At 69.5% G+C, this 19,916-nt stretch carries 13 protein-coding genes; 2 read left to right on the top strand and 11 right to left on the bottom strand.

What is annotated here, in order from left to right:
• Window positions 1–24: 24 nt before the first annotated feature.
• The 3 genes from NS220_RS03675 to NS220_RS03665 all read right to left on the bottom strand — a co-directional run bounded on the left by NS220_RS03675 (window position 25) and on the right by NS220_RS03665 (window position 2,326).
• On the bottom strand, window positions 25–687 hold the full coding sequence (locus NS220_RS03675) for a hypothetical protein (protein WP_058622750.1): 663 nt from the start codon (window positions 685–687) through the stop codon (window positions 25–27).
• Window positions 688–774: 87 nt separating this feature from the next.
• Entirely contained in the window at window positions 775–1,260 is a 486-nt protein-coding gene (locus tag NS220_RS03670) for a hypothetical protein (protein WP_058622749.1), read from the bottom strand.
• Between the two features lie 10 nt (window positions 1,261–1,270).
• A complete protein-coding gene (locus NS220_RS03665) occupies window positions 1,271–2,326 on the bottom strand; it encodes a hypothetical protein (RefSeq protein WP_058622748.1) in 1,056 nt (351 codons plus the stop codon).
• Window positions 2,327–2,451: 125 nt separating this feature from the next.
• Between NS220_RS03665 and NS220_RS03660 the strand changes: the two genes are divergently transcribed.
• A complete protein-coding gene (locus NS220_RS03660) occupies window positions 2,452–3,045 on the top strand; it encodes a hypothetical protein (RefSeq protein ID WP_058622747.1) in 594 nt (197 codons plus the stop codon).
• On the opposite strand, the gene NS220_RS03655 is transcribed toward NS220_RS03660, so the two are convergent.
• The 5 genes from NS220_RS03655 to NS220_RS03635 all read right to left on the bottom strand — a co-directional run bounded on the left by NS220_RS03655 (window position 3,026) and on the right by NS220_RS03635 (window position 13,884).
• Entirely contained in the window at window positions 3,026–3,646 is a 621-nt protein-coding gene (locus NS220_RS03655; RefSeq protein WP_058622746.1) for a hypothetical protein, read from the bottom strand. The two genes, NS220_RS03660 and NS220_RS03655, sit on opposite strands and share 20 nt — an antisense overlap.
• Window positions 3,647–3,795: 149 nt before the next feature.
• Entirely contained in the window at window positions 3,796–7,671 is a 3,876-nt protein-coding gene (gene rpoC, locus NS220_RS03650) for a DNA-directed RNA polymerase subunit beta' (protein ID WP_058622745.1), read from the bottom strand.
• A 56-nt stretch (window positions 7,672–7,727) separates the two neighbouring features.
• Window positions 7,728–11,222 carry a DNA-directed RNA polymerase subunit beta gene (gene rpoB / locus NS220_RS03645; RefSeq protein WP_058622744.1) on the bottom strand — a complete coding sequence of 1,165 codons (3,495 nt, stop codon included), beginning with the start codon at window positions 11,220–11,222 and terminating at the stop codon, window positions 7,728–7,730.
• A gap of 272 nt (window positions 11,223–11,494) precedes the next feature.
• The gene (locus tag NS220_RS03640) at window positions 11,495–13,138 is read right to left on the bottom strand and encodes an urea amidolyase family protein (protein ID WP_242864518.1); all 1,644 of its coding nucleotides are present in this window, start codon (window positions 13,136–13,138) and stop codon (window positions 11,495–11,497) included.
• Complete coding sequence (locus NS220_RS03635) at window positions 13,132–13,884, bottom strand: LamB/YcsF family protein (RefSeq protein WP_058622743.1); 753 nt, start codon at window positions 13,882–13,884, stop codon at window positions 13,132–13,134. Before NS220_RS03635 ends, NS220_RS03640 begins: the two co-directional genes overlap by 7 nt.
• 341 nt (window positions 13,885–14,225) lie before the next feature.
• Here NS220_RS03635 and NS220_RS03630 point away from each other — a divergent pair, with 341 nt between their 5' ends.
• A complete protein-coding gene (locus NS220_RS03630) occupies window positions 14,226–15,893 on the top strand; it encodes an ABC transporter ATP-binding protein (RefSeq protein WP_058622742.1) in 1,668 nt (555 codons plus the stop codon).
• A gap of 183 nt (window positions 15,894–16,076) precedes the next feature.
• Here the strand turns inward: NS220_RS03630 and NS220_RS03625 are convergent, their stop codons facing one another.
• From NS220_RS03625 to NS220_RS03615, 3 genes are all read right to left on the bottom strand, one after another.
• Window positions 16,077–16,961, bottom strand: coding sequence for an ABC transporter permease (locus tag NS220_RS03625; RefSeq protein WP_242864520.1), 885 nt, complete (start codon window positions 16,959–16,961; stop codon window positions 16,077–16,079).
• A gap of 71 nt (window positions 16,962–17,032) precedes the next feature.
• Window positions 17,033–18,037, bottom strand: a complete 1,005-nt coding sequence (locus NS220_RS03620) for an ABC transporter permease (protein WP_058622740.1) — start codon at window positions 18,035–18,037, stop codon at window positions 17,033–17,035.
• A gap of 135 nt (window positions 18,038–18,172) precedes the next feature.
• A complete protein-coding gene (locus tag NS220_RS03615; RefSeq protein WP_058622739.1) occupies window positions 18,173–19,843 on the bottom strand; it encodes an ABC transporter substrate-binding protein in 1,671 nt (556 codons plus the stop codon).
• Between the last annotated feature and the right edge of the window lie 73 nt (window positions 19,844–19,916).

Here is a 19,916-nt window from a genome sequence, read left to right as displayed (position 1 = left end):
GATCCCCGGGGGGTGTGCACAACCTCAGGGGGAGGCGGCGCCGGGGTCGCGCGGGTCGAACGGTGCGTCGAGGGAACGGGTGAGTTCGTCGAGCATCGCCGCGACCTGGGGCTCGACGTACTCCGCGATGGCTGCCTGGATGCGCAGGCGGTGACGCAAGAGAATCGTGCAGATCTCGCGCCCGATCATGTTCGCGTAGTCGTCAGCGAGTCCGACCTCCTGCCGGAGGGCCGCCTTGGCCGCGTCCGACAACGGCGGAAGCGCCGGGATCACCGCGTCCTCCTCTGCGGCCAGACCCGTGAGCGTGAACAGGAACGGGGCACCCGGCTCCGGCTCGGGATCGAGCGGCAACCCCTCGAATTCGGGCTCGAGACCCTCCGCGGGGCGATAGGAACGGCGACGGTTCCGCTCGGCCTGCTGGTCCAGCTCGGCCTGCAGCATGGGGAGGTTGCGCGCGGTGTACTCGGCGACGGCGTGATCGACGATCGCCTTCACCCGCGTCGAGAGACCGTGCTGGACGCCGTGCGGCACGTCGGCCCCGAGGCCCGCGGCGGAGAGGACGGGTGAGCCGAAGCACCGCCGGCACGGAGCGACGCGACCGCGATGGTTCGCCGGCTCCCACCGGGGCAGCCATTTGAGCCAGGCGTCCACCGCCTGGCCGACCTGGGTCTCGAGCGACCGCTCCACACCCCTACGCTAGCCCGACACGCCCGGGCAACGGGGATCCGCGCGTTCCCGCGCGTCATGACCGCACGCCACGACCGAGCGGGACGATCACCGACCGTCGTCGTCCTCGTCCTCCCAGGTCCACCGGGGCCGTTCGGCTCGCACCCGTGCGAGGAACACCCCGAAGAGCCCCGACAACAGCCCGGCGACCGCCAGCACCGCTCCCGGCCACCCGAGGGCCACCTCACCGGCCGCGGCGACGGCCCGGGCCGGATCCGCCCCGCTCACCAGACCCCCGACGACGATTCCCGCGAGCTCCCCCACGAACACCCCGAGGGCGCAGGGGACCGCGGTGAGGTACCCCGGCGGGACCGCCCGGAGCCCCCAGAACAGGATGCCGGAGAACGACGCCGTTGCGACCGCGAGGCCCAGCACCCCCGGAACGGGGCCGAGACCCGTCACCGGAATCACGTCACTGTCGAAGACGAGGCTCGCGACCCCGAGTCCCCCGATGGCGAGAGCCACGAAAGTCACGGTCGCGAAAACGACGGCGACCGGCGGGGTCACCCCCGCCGGTCGCGACGCATCGGTCATGGCATCCCGTTCAGACGACGGCGACCTGCGGGCCGGCTTCGAGGGTGCGCTCGTACTCGCGCTGAGCCTCGTCGTTCAGCTCCGAGACCCGGCGTCCGCGGCGGGCGACCCAGGCGCCGAACCAGATCGTGAGCTCGCGCCCGAGCACGAAGGCGACGATCGCGAGCGGGGCCAGGACGTTGTCGCCGAGAAGGTCGACGCCCTCGCGAGCGGTCAGCATCCAGAACGGCGCGGCGAAGAGGGCGCCCAGGAGGTGTCCGCCCCACGCGATGACGCCCACGAGCAGACCCCAGACCACCCAGTGTCCCCACCGACCGCGGTTGATCAGGGCGCCGAGGAACCAGAAACCGAGGTAGAAGGCCACGGTCGGTACCCACAGACCCCAGGTGGCCAGGGCGGACAGGGCGGCGTTCGCCAGCCCCGACACCTGGACGTCACCCGTCAGCAGGCGCAGACCGAGCGTCGCGGCGAGGTAGAGGACGGCGAAGCAGAGCGCGGCGAGAAGGCCGATCGCCCCTGCCGCGCCACGGTTGCCCCGCGGGCGGGGGGCTTCGGGGGCCTGCACGAAGATGGGCTGGTTCGCGTACGCGTTCGGCGAGGTCGCCGCGGGGGCGTCGGACGCACGAGTGTCGTACGCGGTCGTGGATGCCACCGGGGTCGAGGACGCTCCCCCGGCTGCGGCACCGGCGGCGACGGCCGTGGCGGTGCCGGACGTGACGTCGTAGCGCTGCGTGTGCGCGTCCGTGGCGGCGGCGCTCGTCGAGGCCTCGGGCTCCGCCGAGGCGGCGTACGCGGCCCAGCGGGCGTCCTCGTCGTCGAGGTCGGTGGCCGCCGCGGGGGCGACGGGCGACGCATCGTGCACGGCCGCCTGGGTGGGTGCCGACGTGGTCGCGACGGGGTGTTCCCGCTCGCGCTCGTCCCATGCGGCGGCGGCCTCGGCGGGGTCGACGGCATCGCGCTGGGCGGCCTCGGCGTCGGCGAGCCCCTCGTGGGCCTGCCCCACCACGTCGTGCGCCTCTTCTTTGGGCTCGTCGACGGGGTTTCCGTACGACTGGGGGTCGCTCATCGGGGTCTCCTCACGCGCGCAAGTATCTGCGGCGCCAGGCTAACCCGCGCATTACCCCGCGCCGCGGAGGCGTGCCGTCGTGTGTCGGTCTCGACCGTGTCGGTGGGGGCATCTAGGGTGTCTGCATGCCCCGTCGCGTGATTCGTCCTGCCGGCGCCGCGCTCTTCGCGGTGGCGGCGGTGCTGGCGCTGGCCGCCTGCGCGCCCGAGGGCGAGGGCTCGGCCGCGCCCACGTCGTCCCCGACGGAATCGACCGTGGTGCCGACCGCGACCCCGATTCCGACCATCACCCCGACGGTCGCCCCGGTGGCGATCCCCACCGACTGTCGCGCGATGCTCTCGGCCGACGTGCAGGCCCAATTGGCATCCGTCCCCCTGAACGACCCGTCCGTCGGCCCGTCCGGTCCGCAGTCCGACGGCTCGCTCATCTGCGTCTGGCGCGATCCGAGCGCCGACACGACGCAGCTGCAGACGCGCATCACCCGCATCGATCGCGGGCCCGCCCTCGACATGCTCAACGAACTCGTCGCCACGCAGGGGTTCAGCTGCTACACCCCCGACGACGGCACGCGGTGCGAGAAGACCTGGATCAACGACAAGTACCCGGTCAACGACGGACGCACGCTGTTCTATCGCGACGACGTCCTCATCGACACGCAGTACTCCAACCTCGCGCCGACCGGGTACACCGCGAGCATCATCACGTCGATCTTCGGCTGACCGGCTCCTCGCCGAAAGCGCGGGATGCCACGACCGCGGCGTAGCCGTCCGGCGTCCAGTTCGTGAGGGTCGACGACACCCAGCGGTCTCCGCGCAGGTCGTGGACCTCGACGACACCGCCCGTTGTCCGCTCGCAGTGGGTGGTGGCGCCGGAGACCTGGCATCCGAAGCCCTGCGACGACAGGGTCGCCTGCACCGCCGCGGCGCCCTCGGGGGTGACGGTGGACACCGTCGTCTCGAGGGACTGACCCGGGCGACCGCGCCAGTGGCAGGTGACGACGACCGTCGCTCCGGATGCCGCCACGGCCTCGGGCGTGGAGGCAGCGGGCGTCCGACGCTGGGTGAGCAGGTTGTCTCGCGACCACACCAGCGACGACCACAGCTCCGGGGTGTACAGCTCGCCGCAGGTCGCCGCGGGCGTCGGAGAGGGTTCGGGGGTGGCCGTCGGAGCCGTTCGCGCCGCGCGCAGCGTGTCGCCCACGAAGGTCACGGCGCCGGGGATACCGGGCAGCGCGAGAACGACGAGAACGGCGACCACGACGGTGCAGACGATCCCCGCGGGCCACGCGATCCACGCGTTCCGACCACCGACTCGTGCCATCCGTTCCTCCCCGTCCACGGTATGCGCACTGCCCCGACCCGCCGCGCCCACGACACGCCGCGAAGGCGAGACGTCGCGTCGCTGAAACCAGGCGGACACGACGAAGGCCCTCGGCAGGAGCCGAGGGCCTTCGTTCGGGAGCGGATCCCTTAGTTGTAGCTACCGGGCGTGAAGTCGTCCGTCGTGAAGCTGTCGAAGTCGACGTAGCTCAGGTCGGCGTCGGAGTACGCGCCGTCCGAGGCGAAGATGCGGTTGGGGTACCGCTCGCTCTTGGCCTCTTCCGTCGCCTCGACGGTGACGTTGCGGTACTTCGACAGGCCCGTCCCCGCGGGGATGAGCTTTCCGATGATGACGTTCTCCTTGAGGCCGACGAGCGGGTCGCTCTTGCCCTCCATGGCCGCCTGCGTCAGGACGCGGGTGGTTTCCTGGAACGACGCGGCGGACAGCCACGACTCCGTCGCGAGCGACGCCTTCGTGATACCCATCAGCTCGGGACGACCCGACGCGGGGCGCTTGCCCTCGCCGACCGTCTCGCGGTTGATGTTCTGGTACCGCTTGAAGTCGACGAGCTCACCCGGGAGCAGGTCGGTGTCGCCGTGGTCGACGACGGTGACCTTGCGCAGCATCTGGCGCACGATGACCTCGATGTGCTTGTCGTGGATCGGCACACCCTGCGAGCGGTACACGCCCTGGACGCCGTTCACGAGGTACTTCTGCACCTCGCGGGCACCCTGCACGCGCATGACCTCCTTGGGGTCGAGCGTTCCGACCTGGAGGGGCTCGCCCACGGTGACGTGCTGGCCGTCCTCGACCAGGAGCGTCGCACGCTTCAGGACGGGGTAGACCACGGGCTCGTCGCCGTTGTCGGGCGTGAGGATGACCTTCTTGGCCTTCTCGGTCTCGTCGATCGTGATGCGGCCGTCGGCCTCGGCGATGGGCGATGCGCCCTTGGGGGTACGCGCCTCGAAGAGCTCCTGCACACGGGGCAGACCCTGCGTGATGTCGTCGGCCGACGCGGAACCACCGGTGTGGAAGGTACGCATCGTCAGCTGGGTACCGGGCTCACCGATGGACTGGGCGGCGATGATGCCGACGGCCTCACCGATGTCCACGATCTTGCCGGTGGCCAGCGAACGGCCGTAGCACTTCGCGCAGACACCGACGGCGGAGTCGCAGGTCAGCACGGAGCGGACCTTGATGGACTCGATGCCGCCCGCGACCAGCTTGTCGATGAGCACGTCGCCCACGTCGTCGCCGGCCTCGGCCAGGACGGTGCCCTGAGCGTCGACCGCGGCGGTCGCGAGCGTACGGGCGAACACCGAGTTCTCGACGTTCGCGTCCTTCACCAGCACACCGCTCGAGTCGACAGCGGCGATCGGGAGCTCGAGGCCCTTCGACGTGCCGCAGTCCTCTTCGCGGATGATGACGTCCTGCGAGACGTCCACCAGACGACGCGTCAGGTACCCCGAGTCGGCCGTACGGAGGGCCGTGTCGGCCAGACCCTTACGGGCACCGTGCGTCGCGATGAAGTACTCGGCGACCGACAGACCCTCGCGGTACGAGGAGATGATCGGACGCGGGATGATCTCACCCTTGGGGTTGTTCACCAGACCACGCATACCCGCGATGTTGCGGATCTGCAGCCAGTTACCACGGGCGCCCGACGAGACCATGCGGTTGATGGTGTTGTCGGCGGGGAAGTTGTCCCGCATCGCCTTCTGGACCTCGTCGGTGGCCTCGGTCCAGATCTTGATGAGCTCCTGACGACGCTCGGCGTCGGTGGTGAGACCCTTCTCGTACTGCGCCTGGACCTTCGCGGCCTGCTTCTCGTAGCCGCCCACGATCTCGGCCTTGTTCGGCGGGGTGAGGATGTCGCTCAGCGCCACCGTGACACCCGAGCGGGTGGCCCAGTAGAAGCCGGCGTCCTTGATCCGGTCGAGCGATGCCGCGACCTCGACCTTGGGGTACTCCTCGGCCAGCTTGTTGACGATCTGCGACAGCTTGCCCTTGTCGGCCTGCTCGCGGACGAACGGGTAGCCCTTCGGGAGCGTGGCGTTGAAGATCGCCTGACCGAGCGACGCGTCGACGAGGCCGTGCTTGTCGTAGCCCTCGGGCGCCTGGCCCTCGAGGAACGTCAGGCCGGGGATGCGGATGCGCGCCTTGGCCTGCAGGTCGAGGGTGCCCTCGTCCTTGGCCAGGATCGCCTCGCCCACGGAACCGAACGCACGACCCTCACCGATCGCACCCTCCTTGAGGGTGGTCAGGTGGTGGAGGCCGATGATCATGTCTTGCGAGGGCAGGGTGACCGGGCGGCCGTCCGACGGCTTCAGGATGTTGTTCGAGGCGAGCATGAGCACGCGAGCCTCGGCCTGAGCCTCGACCGACAGCGGCAGGTGGACGGCCATCTGGTCACCGTCGAAGTCGGCGTTGAACGCCGCGCAGACGAGCGGGTGCAGCTGGATCGCCTTGCCCTCGACGAGCTGGGGCTCGAACGCCTGGATGCCGAGACGGTGCAGGGTGGGTGCACGGTTCAGCAGCACGGGGCGCTCGCGGATGATCTCTTCGAGCACGTCCCAGACCTCGGGACGGTAGCGCTCGACGGCGCGCTTGGCGGCCTTGATGTTCTGCGAGTGACCGAGGTCGATCAGGCGCTTGATCACGAACGGCTTGAACAGCTCGAGCGCCATCTGCTTGGGCAGACCGCACTGGTGGAGCTTGAGCTGGGGTCCGACGATGATGACCGAACGACCCGAGTAGTCGACGCGCTTTCCGAGCAGGTTCTGGCGGAAGCGACCCTGCTTTCCCTTGAGCATGTCGCTCAGGGACTTCAGGGCGCGGTTGCCGGTACCGGTGACGGGGCGGCCACGGCGGCCGTTGTCGAACAGGGCGTCGACGGCCTCCTGCAGCATGCGCTTCTCGTTGTTCACGATGATCTCGGGGGCACCGAGGTCGATCAGGCGACGGAGGCGGTTGTTGCGGTTGATCACACGACGGTAGAGGTCGTTCAGGTCGCTGGTCGCGAAGCGGCCACCGTCGAGCTGGACCATCGGGCGAAGCTCCGGCGGGATCACCGGAACGACGTCGAGCACCATCGAGGCCGGGCTCATGCCGGTCTGCAGGAACGAGTTGACGACCTTCAGGCGCTTGATCGCACGGATCTTGCGCTGGCCCTTGCCCTCGGAGATCTGCAGGTGGAGGCTGTCGGCCTCGGCCTGCAGGTCGAAGGTCTCGAGACGGCGCTTGATCGACTCGGCGCCCATGTGGGCCTCGAAGTACTGACCGAACCGGTCCTGGAGCTCGTGGAAGACGTCGTCCTCGGGCTTGAGGGCGCCGACCTCGAGCGTGCGGAAGTCCTCCCACACGCGCTCGAGCTTGGCGATCTGCTCGTCCGCGTTCTTGCGGGCGGCCGTCATGTCCTTCTCGGCGGCGTCCTTGACCTTCTTCTTCTGGTCGGCCTTGGCGCCCTCCGCCTCGAGGGCGGCGAGCTCCTCCTCGAGCTTGGCCAGGCGCGCGGCGATGCGGGCATCGCGGCGGTCGCCGAGCGTCTTCAGCTCGAGACGGATGTTGTTCTCCTGCGTGGCGAGGTCGCGGTGACGAGCATCCTCGTCGACCGAGATCACCATGTAGGCGGCGAAGTAGATGACCTTCTCGAGGTCCTTCGGCGCCATGTCGAGCAGGTAGCCCAGGCGCGAGGGCACGCCCTTGAAGTACCAGATGTGCGTGACGGGCGCGGCGAGCTCGATGTGGCCCATGCGCTCACGGCGGACCGAGCTCTTGGTGACCTCGACGCCGCAGCGCTCGCAGACGATGCCCTTGAAGCGCACGCGCTTGTACTTTCCGCAGGCGCACTCCCAGTCGCGGGAGGGCCCGAAGATCTGCTCGCCGAAGAGGCCGTCCTTCTCGGGCTTCAGCGTGCGGTAGTTGATCGTCTCGGGCTTCTTGACCTCACCGAAGGACCAACGACGGATGTCGTCGGCGGTGGCCAGACCGATACGGATCTGATCGAAAGTGGTTGATTCGAGCACTGGTTCTCCTGTGTCGGAATTCTCTGAAATCTGAGCTGGGTCGCTGAGCTGGGAGCTCAGATCTCGTCGATCGACGAGGACTCGAAGCGGCTGGAGATGTTGATGCCGAGCTCTTCCGCGGCGCGGAAGGCGTCGTCATCCGTGTCGCGGAGGTTCACCGCGGTGCCGTCGGCCGAGAGGACCTCGACGTTCAGGCAGAGCGACTGCATCTCCTTCATGAGCACCTTGAAGGACTCGGGGATGCCGGGCTCCTGGATGTTCTCGCCCTTGACGATCGCCTCGTAGACCTTCACGCGGCCGAGGATGTCGTCGGACTTGATCGTCAGGAGCTCCTGCAGCGCGTACGCCGCGCCATAGGCCTCAAGCGCCCACACTTCCATCTCACCGAAGCGCTGGCCGCCGAACTGCGCCTTACCACCGAGCGGCTGCTGGGTGATCATCGAGTACGGGCCCGTCGAGCGCGCGTGGATCTTGTCGTCGACCAGGTGGTGCAGCTTCAGGATGTACATGTAGCCGACCGAGATGGGCGCCGGGAAGGGCTCTCCGTAGCGGCCGTCGAACAGGATCGTCTTTCCGCTGCGGTCGATCAGGCGGTCGCCGTCGCGGTTCGGGATCGTGGAGTCGAGCAGACCCGCGATCTCGTCCTCGAACGCACCGTCGAACACCGGGGTCGCGACCTTGGTGCCGGGGGCGGCCTCACGAGCCACCTCGGGCAGGTGCGCGGCCCACTCGGGCGTGCCCTCGACCTTCCAGCCCTGCTGGGCGATCCAGCCGAGGTGGAGCTCGAGGACCTGACCGAAGTTCATGCGGCCCGGGATACCGAGCGGGTTGAGCACGACGTCGACCGGGGTGCCGTCGGCGAGGAAGGGCATGTCCTCGATCGGGAGGATCTTGGCGATGACACCCTTGTTGCCGTGGCGGCCGGCGAGCTTGTCACCCTCGGTGATCTTGCGCTTCTGGGCGATGTAGACCACGACGCGGCGGTTGACGCCCGAGCCGAGCTCGTCGTCTCCGTCTTCGGCGTTGAACTCCTTGACGGCGATGATCGTGCCCTGCTCGCCGTGGGGCACCTTCAGCGAGGTGTCACGGACTTCGCGGCTCTTCTCGTTGAAGATCGCGCGGAGCAGGCGCTCTTCGGCGCTGAGCTCGGTCTCACCCTTGGGCGTGACCTTGCCGACGAGGATGTCGCCGGGGCGCACCTCGGCACCGATGCGGACGATGCCGCGCTCGTCGAGGTCCTTGAGCAGGTCGGGGCTGACGTTGGGGAGATCACGCGTGATCTCCTCCTTGCCGAGCTTCGTGTCGCGGGCGTCGACCTCGTACTCCTCGATGTGGATCGAGGAGAGCGTGTCGTCCTTCACCAGGTCCTGGCTGAGGATGATCGCGTCTTCGAAGTTGTGGCCTTCCCACGTCATGAACGCCACGAGGAGGTTCTTGCCGAGGGCGAGCTCGCCGTTCTCGGTGGCGGGACCGTCGGCGATGACCTCGCCGGCCTCGATGCGCTCACCGGCGGAGACGACCACGCGCTGGTTGTAGGACGTGCCCTGGTTGGAGCGGTCGAACTTGCGCAGGAAGTAGTCCTGCGTGCCGCCCTCGTCGAGCTGGATGGTGACGACGTCGGCCGAGACCTCCAGGACGACACCCGACTTCTCGGCGGTGACGACGTCACCGGCGTCGATCGCGGCGAAGCCCTCCATACCGGTACCGACCACGGGCGACTCGCTGCGCACGAGCGGCACGGCCTGGCGCTGCATGTTGGCACCCATGAGGGCGCGGTTCGCGTCGTCGTGCTCGAGGAAGGGGATGAGCGAGGTCGCCACCGACACCATCTGGCGCGGCGAGACGTCCATGTAGCCGATCTCCTCCACCGGGAAGAGGTCGACCTCGCCACCCTGACCACGACGGGCCAGGATGCGGTCCTCGACGAAGTGGCCGTCGGCCTTGAGGGCGACACCGGCCTGAGCGACGATGTGGTCGCTCTCTTCGCTGGCCGTGAGGTAGTCGATCGTGTCGGTCACGCGACCGTCGACGACACGGCGGTACGGGGTCTCGATGAAGCCGAACGCGTTGATGCGCGCGAACGAGGCCAACGAACCGATCAGACCGATGTTCGGGCCTTCCGGTGTCTCGATCGGGCACATGCGGCCGTAGTGCGAGGGGTGGACGTCACGGACCTCGACGCCGGCACGCTCACGCGACAGACCACCGGGTCCCAGCGCCGACAGGCGACGCTTGTGGGTCAGACCCGCGAGCGGGTTGTTCTGGTCCATGAACTGCGACAGCTGGCTGGTTCCGAAGAACTCCTTGATCGCGGCGACGACGGGACGCACGTTGATCAGGGTCTGCGGCGTGATCGCCTCGATGTCCTGCGTGGTCATGCGCTCGCGGACGACGCGCTCCATACGGGACAGACCGGTGCGGACCTGGTTCTGGATGAGCTCGCCGACGGCGCGGATACGGCGGTTGCCGAAGTTGTCGATGTCGTCGGTGTCGAGACGGATCTCGGCGGGCTTGCCGCCGCGCACGCCGTCGAACGAGACGTCGCCGCGGTGCAGGCGGACGAGGTACTTGATCGTGGCGACGATGTCGTCGACGGTCAGCACCGAGTCGCTGAGCGGCTTGTCGAGGCCGAGCTTCTGGTTGATCTTGTAGCGACCCACCTTGGCCAGGTCGTAGCGCTTGGCGTTGAAGTAGAAGTTGTCGAGGAGCGCACGCGCGGCCTCGGCGGCGACCTGCTCGCCCGGACGCAGCTTGCGGTAGATGTCGCGGAGGGCGTCTTCCTTGGTGAGGATCGTGTCCTTCGACAGCGTCTCTTCGATGGAGTCGAAGCCGGCGAACTCGGCGAGGATGTCTTCGCTGGTCAGACCGAGGGCCTTGAGGAAGACCGTGACCGACTGCTTGCGCTTGCGGTCGATGCGGACGCCGACCTGGTCGCGCTTGTCGATCTCGAACTCGAGCCAGGCACCGCGCGAGGGGATGACGCGCGCCGACACGATGTCCTTGTCGGACGTCTTGTCGGGGGTCTTGTCGAAGTAGACACCGGGCGAGCGCACGAGCTGCGACACCACGACACGCTCGGTGCCGTTGATGATGAACGTGCCCTTGTCGGTCTGGAGCGGAAAGTCGCCCATGAAGACCGTCTGCGTCTTGATCTCACCGGTCTGGTGGTTCATGAACTCGGCCTCGACGTACAGCGGAGCGGCGTAGGTCTTGCCGCGCTCCTTGCACTCTTCGATCGAGTACTTCTCGGGCTCGAGGTACGGGTTGGTGAACGAGAGCTGCATCGTCTCGCTGAGGTCTTCGATCGGCGAGATCTCTTCGAAGATCTCCTCCAGACCGCTGATCTCAGGCACGTCGGTGCGGCCTTCGGCCTGCGCCTCGGCGACGCGGGCCTTCCATGCGTCGTTACCGACGAGCCAATCGAACGACTCGGTCTGCAGCGCGAGCAGATCGGGAACGGTCAGCTTGTCGGAGATCTTCGCGAACGAGAGGCGAGATGCGCCGCGTCCGCTCTTCGGGGTGGTGGTGGATGCGTTGCTCGCAGCAGCCAAGGGAATAACCTCCAGAAGCCCGGGCGAGGGGCTCGTGATTCCTTGTCGTCAGGTGGAGTGCGTTCCTGCCCCGATAACCTGCTCGTCACACACCGCGGTGAAGCGGGGACGGACAGGCTCAGCCGACCACCATATGAGGGCAGGGGGAATCGAGGAGCGCAAAGTCCAAGCATACGCGGGAGGACTCGCCGTGTCCAGTCCAATTCTTGACGCGTTTGCGGACCTGCGGTATAACCGCGTGCGCCCGTCGAGCATTCCCTCTCCGGGCGGCGTCAGACGCGCCGGAATCGCACGCGATCACCGGGCCGCACCTGCGCCAGCGCATCGAGGTCGGCATCCCTCACCAGCCCGATCACGGGGTATCCGCCGGTGACGGGACCGTCGGCGAGCAGCACGACCGGTCGCCCGTGCGGGGGAACCTGGATCGCCCCGGGGCGCATGCCCTCGCTCGGGAGTTCGCCCACGCGCAGCCGCGGCAACTCGGGCCCCTCGAGCCGGATGCCGACACGATCGGCCTGCGTGGACACCTCCCACTCCGTCCCCACGAGCGTCGACACCGCCCCGGGGGCGAACCAGTCCGTGCGGGGACCGGGGGCGACGGCCACGTCGACGAGGGCCGGTGGGACCGAGAAGGGGAAGACGTCGATGACCGGAACACCGGATGACGGGACCCCGGCATCCAGGACGTCGCCGGCACGCAAGGGCGCGGGGCCGAGGCCCGCCAGAACGTCGCGGGAGCGCGAGCCCAACGAGGCCGGCGCGACGATCCCGCCCCGCAGCGCCAGGTACGAGCGGAGTCCGGCGATCGGGGCCGCGATCGACAGCTCGGCACCGGCGGGGACCAGGACGGGGGCGTAGAGGTCGCGGGCCCGCCCGTCGACGCGCAGTTCCGCGAGCGCGCCGGTCACGCACACCCACGCGTCGACCTCGGCTCGCGCGCGGAAGCCGCCGAGCGTGATCTCGAGGCCCGCGGCATCCTCGGTATTGCCGACCAGGCGATTGGCGACGCGCAGCGCGGTGCGATCGAGGGCCCCCGACCGGGCGACGCCGAGGGCCGCGCGGCCGGAGCGGCCGAGATCTTGGACGGTCGTGAATCCGCCGGGGGTGAGGACGCAGAGGACGGGGGCGGGACGGGAGGAGACATCGGCGGCCGCCGGTCCTCCGCTGCGCGCGTCTCCTCCGTTCTCGGGACGGGTGCGGGGCCCTGGCTCAGGGACCTCGGAGTCCCGCCCGGAAGGGGGCGACGCCCGAACCACCGCGGCGGGCACCGAGGCGGGCACCGAGGCGGCGGTGAGACGCGAGCGCTGCGGCGCGAAACGCACGCGTGCCCGCGGGGGAAGAAGCACCGGGTCGGCGGCATCCGGATCGAACAGGACCGCGTCGGTCGTGCCGATCAGCCGCCAGCCGCCCGGGGTCTCGCGGGGGTACGCGCCGCTGAACTCCCCGGCCAGGCCGACCGCGCCCGTCGGTACGCGGGTGCGCGGCTGGGCGAGACGTGGCACGTCGAACGGCCAGTCATCGCTCACGAGATAGCCGAAACCCGGGGCGAAGCCGGAGAAGGCCACGGTCCATCCGGAGGCGGAGTGTCGGGCGATGAGGTCCGCGACCCGAATGCCGAGGAGTTCGGCGGTCGACTCGAGGTCGGCGCCGTCGTAGCGCAGCCGGAGCTCGACGAGAGGCCCCGAGGCGACGGCATCCGGAGTCCGGTGCGCGGCGGCGGTGATCCAGGAGCGGACCGCGTCGGCGGGGATGCGCGAGGGGTCGAACCCGACGAGCACGGTGCGCGCGGCGGGGACGAGGTCGGCGACACCGGCGGGAGGATCCGCGGCGAGCGCCGCGTGCAGCTCGAGGACGGCGGCGAGGTCCGCGACCTCGACGAGGATGGCGCGCTCCCCCATCGGGAGCAGCGTCACCACGGCGCGCGCACCTCGACACCGGCGTCGTCGAGGGCGGCGCGCACGGCCCGTGCCATCGAGACGGCCGAGGGGGTGTCGCCGTGCAGGCAGAGCGAGGCGGCCTCGACGGCGATGCGCGTGCCGTCGACGGCATCGACGTCACCGTCTCGTACGAGGCGCAGCGCACGCTCCGCGACGCGGGCCGGATCGTCGACGAGGTCGCCGGGCTCACCGCGCGGCACGAGAGCGCCGTGGGCCGTGTAGCCGCGATCCAGGAACGCCTCGTGCACGAAGGGCAGCCCCGCGGAGGCTGCGGCCTCGGCGACCGCGCCCCGGAGCCCGAGGACCGGGAGGGCCCGGCCGAGGAGCGCGGACAGGTCGGAGATCGCGTCGATGACCGCCCGCGCCTGCTCAGGATCGTCGCGGACGGCGTGATAGAGCGCGCCGTGCGGCTTCACGTACCGCAGGTCGGCGCCCGCGTCCACGAGCGCGGAGAGCTGGACGGCAACGCTCGCGCGAAGATCGGCGGCGGCCGGATGGCGACGGATCCGCCCGAAGTTCGCCCTGTCGTCATACGAGGGGTGCGCGCCGACGGCGACGCCGAAGCGCGCGGCGCGCTCGACCGCCTCGCGCATCGACGCGGCATCACCCGCGTGGCCGCCGCAGGCGACGTTGGCGCTGGACACGAGGGCGAACATCGCCTCGTCGTCGGCGGTCGGCATCCCGTCCACCGTCTCGCCGAGGTCGGCGTTGAGGTCCACGTGCATGGTGCCACGCTAGCGCCGCGCGGCCCGCGGCGGCCGGGGGTCCGGCGGCCGCACGACTCCTGCAGATCCGCCGTAACGGGCACCCTCCGACGACCGCGGGCGCAGATCTGCAGGAGGTGTGCGCCGGCGACGCGCGAGCGGCGCGGGGTCCGCCGGGCGGTGGCTCGGCCCCGCCCGCGGCCGGGGGCGGGGCACATCTCCTGCAGAACGCGCCCCTCGGGCCCTCCCGACCGGCGGGGACGCGGATGTGCAGGAGTCGTGCGCCGGCCAGCGCGTTACGGCCGCGTGACGATCGGACGGAAAGGCTGGGCAGGAGAGCACCGGCGAGACAGGATGGAGGGATGACCTCCGATGTCGCCGGTCCCCCCGCTCCGGCATCCCCCCAGCCCCTGCTCTCGGTCCGTGATCTCGCGGTCGACTTCGCCACCATGGACGGTCCCGTGCGGGCCGTCGATGGTGTGAATCTCGACATCCACGCGGGCGAGACCATCGCCATCGTCGGCGAGTCCGGCTCCGGCAAGTCGACGACCGCCATGGCGATCATCGGCCTGCTGGCATCCGGTGGTCGCGTGGCGCGCGGCCAGATCCTCCTCGACGGCGAAGACCTGACGACCTTCGGCGAAGCGCGCATGCGCCAGGTCCGCGGGCGGCAGATCGGTCTCGTCCCCCAGGACCCGATGTCGAACCTCAACCCCGTCGCGAAGATCGGCACGCAGGTCGCCGAGACCCTTCTCGCCCACGGTCTCGCCGACCGCTCGAGCGTGAAGGGCAAGGTCGTCGAGGCGCTTGAGGCCGCCGGGCTCCCGGATGCCGAGAAGCGTGCGAGGCAGTACCCGCACGAGTTCTCGGGCGGGATGCGCCAGCGCGCGCTCATCGCCATCGGCCTCGCGTGCCGCCCGCGCCTGCTCATCGCCGACGAGCCCACCAGCGCTCTCGATGTGACCGTGCAGCAGACGATCCTCGATCAGATCGACAAGCAGACGAACGAGCTGGGCGCCGCCGTCCTCCTCATCACCCACGACCTGGGCCTCGCCGCCGAGCGCGCCTCGAAGGTCGTCGTCATGCACCGCGGACGCGTCGTCGAGCAGGGGCCCGCGCGGCAGATCCTGGAGAACCCCCAGCACGCGTACACGAAGTCGCTCGTGGCGGCGGCGCCGTCGGTCGCGGCGGTGCGCCTGCGGCCCGAGGACTTCCGCGGCGAACGTCCCGTCGATGTGGCACGCGACAACATCGTCGAGATCGACGGGCTGACCAAGGTCTATCCCGTGCGCGGGAGGGGAGAGGACTTCCGCGCGGTCGACGACGTCTCCCTGTCGATTCCGCGCGGCCAGACCGTCGCGATCGTCGGGGAGTCGGGGTCGGGCAAGACCACGACCGCGCGCATGCTGCTCAAGGTCGTCGAGCCCACGAGCGGCTCGATCCGTTTCGACGGGCACGACGTCGCCGCGCTCAGGGGCGAGGCGCTCCGGCAGTTCCGGCAGAAGGTGCAGCCGATCTTCCAGGATCCGTACTCGAGCCTGAACCCCATGTTCACCGTGGAACGAATCGTCGAGGAGCCCCTCTCCTTCTATAAGCGGGGGTCGAAGGCCGACCGTTCGAAGCGCGTGCGTCAGCTGATGGATGACGTGGCTCTGCCGGCATCCATGCTCCGTCGCTATCCCTCGGAGCTGTCGGGCGGGCAGCGGCAGCGCGTCGCGATCGCCCGCGCCCTCGCGCTCTCTCCGGAACTCATCGTGTGCGACGAGCCGGTGTCGGCCCTCGACGTGCTCGTGCAGGCGCAGATCCTCGACCTGCTCGGTGACCTGCAGCGCGAATACGGCCTCAGCTATCTCTTCATCTCGCACGACCTCGCGGTGGTGCGGTTGATCAGCGACTACGTCTGCGTGATGAAGGACGGGCGCCTGGTCGAGGCGGCATCCAGCGAAGAGGTCTTCACCAATCCGCGCGATCCGTACACGCGACGTCTGCTGTCGTCGATCCCCGGGAACGAGCTGGGGTTGGCCGGCTGACGCGGCGGGCCGGGTGGCGACTGTGCTCGCGAAGCATGTCCCGCTTATGGCGGTGCATGTCCCGAGAATGGCCGGCCCAGCGGCCGCCGACCCGCAATAAGTGGGACATGGATGCCGGGGCCCCGACCCGCGCGAGCGGGCCGGGGCCGGAACAGCGGGCCGGGGCCGGAGGAGCGCCGCGCGCTACCGCGCCCGCGTCCGCGGGTCCATCGCCTCGCGGAGCGACTCGCCCAGGAGCGTGAACCCGAGCGCGGTCACCGCGATGCAGATGCCGGGGAGGAACGCGAGCCACGGCGCGATCGCGAGCTCGGCTTGCGCGTACGTGAGCATGCGCCCCCACTCGGCGGTCTGCGGCAGCCCGCCGCCGAGGCCCAGGAACGACAGCGCGGCGGCGTCGATCACGGCGGTGGCGAGCGTCAGCGTGCCCTGCACGATGACCGGGCCGACGCTGTTGGGCAGCACGTGGGTCATCGTGATCGTGCGGCGGCTGAGGCCCAGGGTCTGCGCCGAGAGCACGTAGTCAGCGCCGCGCTGCTGAAGCATCGAGGCGCGGAGGAGCCGCGCGAACACGGGCACCTGCGAGGCGCCGATGGCGATCATGATCGCGAGCTGACTCTGCCCGAGGATCGCCGCGATCGACACGGCGAGAAGCAGATTGGGAACCGACAGCAGGATGTCGACGAAGCGCATGACGAGCGCGTCGACCCAGCCGCCGAACATGCCGGCGAGCAGCCCCAGGAACATTCCGCCGAGGAGGCCGAGAGCGGTCGAGATGACACCGATCTGCAGCGAGGCCTGCGCTCCCCAGATGAGCTTCGACAGGACGTCGCCGCCGAAGCGGTCGAGGCCGAGGGGGAACTCCGCCATCTCTCCCGGACCGGGGATGTCGGTCGGGGTGATGAAACGCTGTCCGGGAAGCGACTCGGCCGGGTACGGCGCGAGCAGCGGAGCGAGGGCCGCGACGAGCAGGAACGCGAGCACGATGATCGCGCCGATCCAGGCGACGGGGCTGTGCCGGAGCCTGCGGAACACGTCGTGCCAGAAACCACCACGCGCCTGCGCGGCCATCAACTGCGAATCGACCACCGCGTTGTCGTCGACGGGTCCGCCGCTCGGGGCGGGAGGGAGGATCGAAGAGCTCACTGGACTCTCACTCTCGGGTCGATGACGCTGTACGACAGGTCGACCAACAGGTTGATGAGCGCGTAGGCGATCGCGATGAAGATGATGAAGCCCTGCAGCACAGGGAAGTCGCGCGTGAAGATCGCCCGCGCGAGGAACTGCCCGATGCCCGGGAAGGCGAAGACCGTCTCCGTGAGCACCGCCCCCGAGATGAGCAGACCCGCCTGCAGCCCCACGGTCGTGACGACGGGGAGCATCGCGTTGCGCAGGATGAAGCGGTTGCGCAGCGTCCCCGTCCCGATGCCCTTCGCCCGGCCCGTGCGGACGTAGTCGGCGTTCTGCACCTCCAGCACCGACGCGCGCGTGATGCGCACGATGATCGCGAGCGGGATCGTGCCGAGCGCGATCGCCGGGAGGATCAGGTGCAGGATGGCATCCCACGAGGCGTCGAACTCGCCCGTGATGAGCCCGTCGAAGACGTACAGGTTCGTATAGTGCGTCGCGTCGATGCGCGGGTTCTGGCGCCCGTCGGAGGGCAGCCAGCCCAGCTGCACCGCGAAGACGTACTTGAGGATGAACGCGAGGAAGAACACCGGGATCGTGATGCCGATGAGGCTCAGCACGACGGCCGTGTGGTCCCACACCTTGCCGTGGCGGCGCGCCGCCCAGTAGCCGAGGGGGATGCCGATGCCCACGGCCACGATGAGTGCGGCGATCGAGAGCTCGAGGGTCGCGGGGAAGCGGCGCACGAACTCCTCGAGCACGGGCCGCCCCGTCTGGATCGAGGAGCCGAAGTCGCCGGTGGCGAGGCGGCCGAGCCACGTGAAGTACTGCACGTACAGCGGCTCGTTGAAGCCGTAGAGCTCGTTGATGCGCTCGACGGCCGCCGGGGTCGCGCGCTCACCGAGGAGCGCGACGGCGGGACCGCCCGGGAGAGCGCGCACCCAGGCGAAGAGCAGGACGGAAAGACCGAACAGGGTGGGGATGAGCAGGAGCAGACGTCTGCCGATGGTGCGGAGCACGGATTCTCACAGGGTGTCGGGAGCGGGGGGACGCGGGATGCCGCCGGCCCGGTGGTCCGAGACGGCACCGGGCCCGCGGCATCCGTGTGCCGTGGGCCCCTCACCTCGACGGTGGAGGAGCCCACGGCATCCGGATCACTGGGTGAGTTCGATCTCGTTGTAGACCTCGTCCTGCACGGGGCTGGCCGGGTACGACTTCACGCGGGGCGCGAAGGCGAGCGTCGGCACGGGATTGGCCAGCGGGATGCCCGGCAGGAACGTCGCGATCTGCTCGTTCACCGCCTGGTAGGCCGGGTCCTGCTCGGCCTCGGTCGCGATGCCGCGGGCCGAGGTGAGGGCCGAGAAGAGCTCGGCGTTGTCGAAGCCCCACTCGTTCGACTTCGCGCCGAAGAACGTACCCACGAAGTTGTCGGGGTCGTTGTAGTCGCCGGTCCAGCCGAGGAGATGGATGCCGTGGTCGCTGCCGCCCTGGATGAGGTCGAGGTACTCGCCCCACTCGTTCGACACCGGGTTGAGCACGATGCCCACGGCCTGCAGCTGCGACTGCAGGTTGGTGAAGATCTGCTCGGGGTTCGGCATGTACGGGCGCGAGATGTTCACGGGGTAGTTGAACGTGATCGTCAGCGGGTTGGCCTCGGTGAAGCCGGCCTCGGCGAGGAGGGCCTTGGCGGCGTCCTGGTCGAAGTCGTACGTCGTCACACCGGAGTTGAAGCCGATCACGCTGTCGGGCATGAACTGCGAGGCCACGGTCGTGCCCTCGGGCAGGACCTGGGTGACGAGCTGCTGCTTGTCGATGGCGTGGGCGATCGCCTGGCGCACGCGGATGTCGCTGAGCGCGGGGTTCGCCTGGTTCATGCCGAGGTACAGGATGTTGAACGGGTCGCGGTTGGTGAGCATGTAGCCCGCGCTCTCGAGCGCACCCAGGTCAGCGGGGGCGACGAGGTCGTACCCGTCGATGGAGCCGGACTCGAGGGCCTGCCGGCGGGCGGTGGTGTCGCCGATCACGCGGAAGATGACCTGCTGCACCTGGCCCTGCTCGCCCCAGTAGCCGTCGTAGGCACTGACGGTCGCCTCGGCGCCCGGCTCCCACGAGTCGAATTTGAAGGGGCCGGTACCTGTCGGATGCGCCTGGGCGTACTCGCTGAGGGTCGGCGCCTCGGAGGTGCCGCCGACCTCGTCGGCCTTGTACTCCTGGAGGGCGGTGGGGCTCTGGATCGCGAAGGCGGGGAGCGAGAGCGCGGGAATGAAGCCGGCGAACGGCTCGGTGAGCGTGATCGTCGCCTCGGTGGGGCTCGCGGCCTCGCAGCCGCCGTAGATCGAGGTACCCGTGTCGGCGTAGCCGCGCATGATCTTGCCCCAGTAGTAGGACAGGCTCTCGGACTGCGCGATGCCGGTGAAATTGTTCTGCCGATCGAAGTTGAAGCAGACCGCGTCGGCGTTGAACTCGGTGCCGTCGTGGAAGGTCACGCCCTGCTTCAGCTGGAACGTGTACGACAGGCCGTCGTCGGACTGCGTCCAGCTCTCGGCGAGCAGGGGGGCGGGATCAGCCGTCCCCGGCTCGACACCGACGAGTCCCTCGAAGATCTGCCGCGAGATACGGAACGACTCGCCGTCGCTCGCGAACGCGGGGTCGAGGCTCGAGGGGTCACCCGAGGCACCGAAGACGAACGTCGAGTCGACGTCGCCGCCGGCATCACCGCCGCCGCCGTTGTCGTCACGCTGGCTCGTGCACCCCGCGAGGGCGAGCGCACCGATGGCGATGGTGGCGCCGGCCGCGAGCACGCGGGTACGGAGATTTCCTTGCATTTTTCGTTGTGCCTTCCGGGGGGAGGAAAGGAGGAGCCCGACTGCGCTGTCACCTCGTCGTGCCGCGCTCCGC

It is taken from the genome of Microbacterium testaceum (genome assembly GCF_001476655.1).
Lineage (GTDB): Bacteria > Actinomycetota > Actinomycetes > Actinomycetales > Microbacteriaceae > Microbacterium > Microbacterium testaceum_C.
This window is presented reverse-complemented; position numbering and strand designations above follow the sequence as displayed.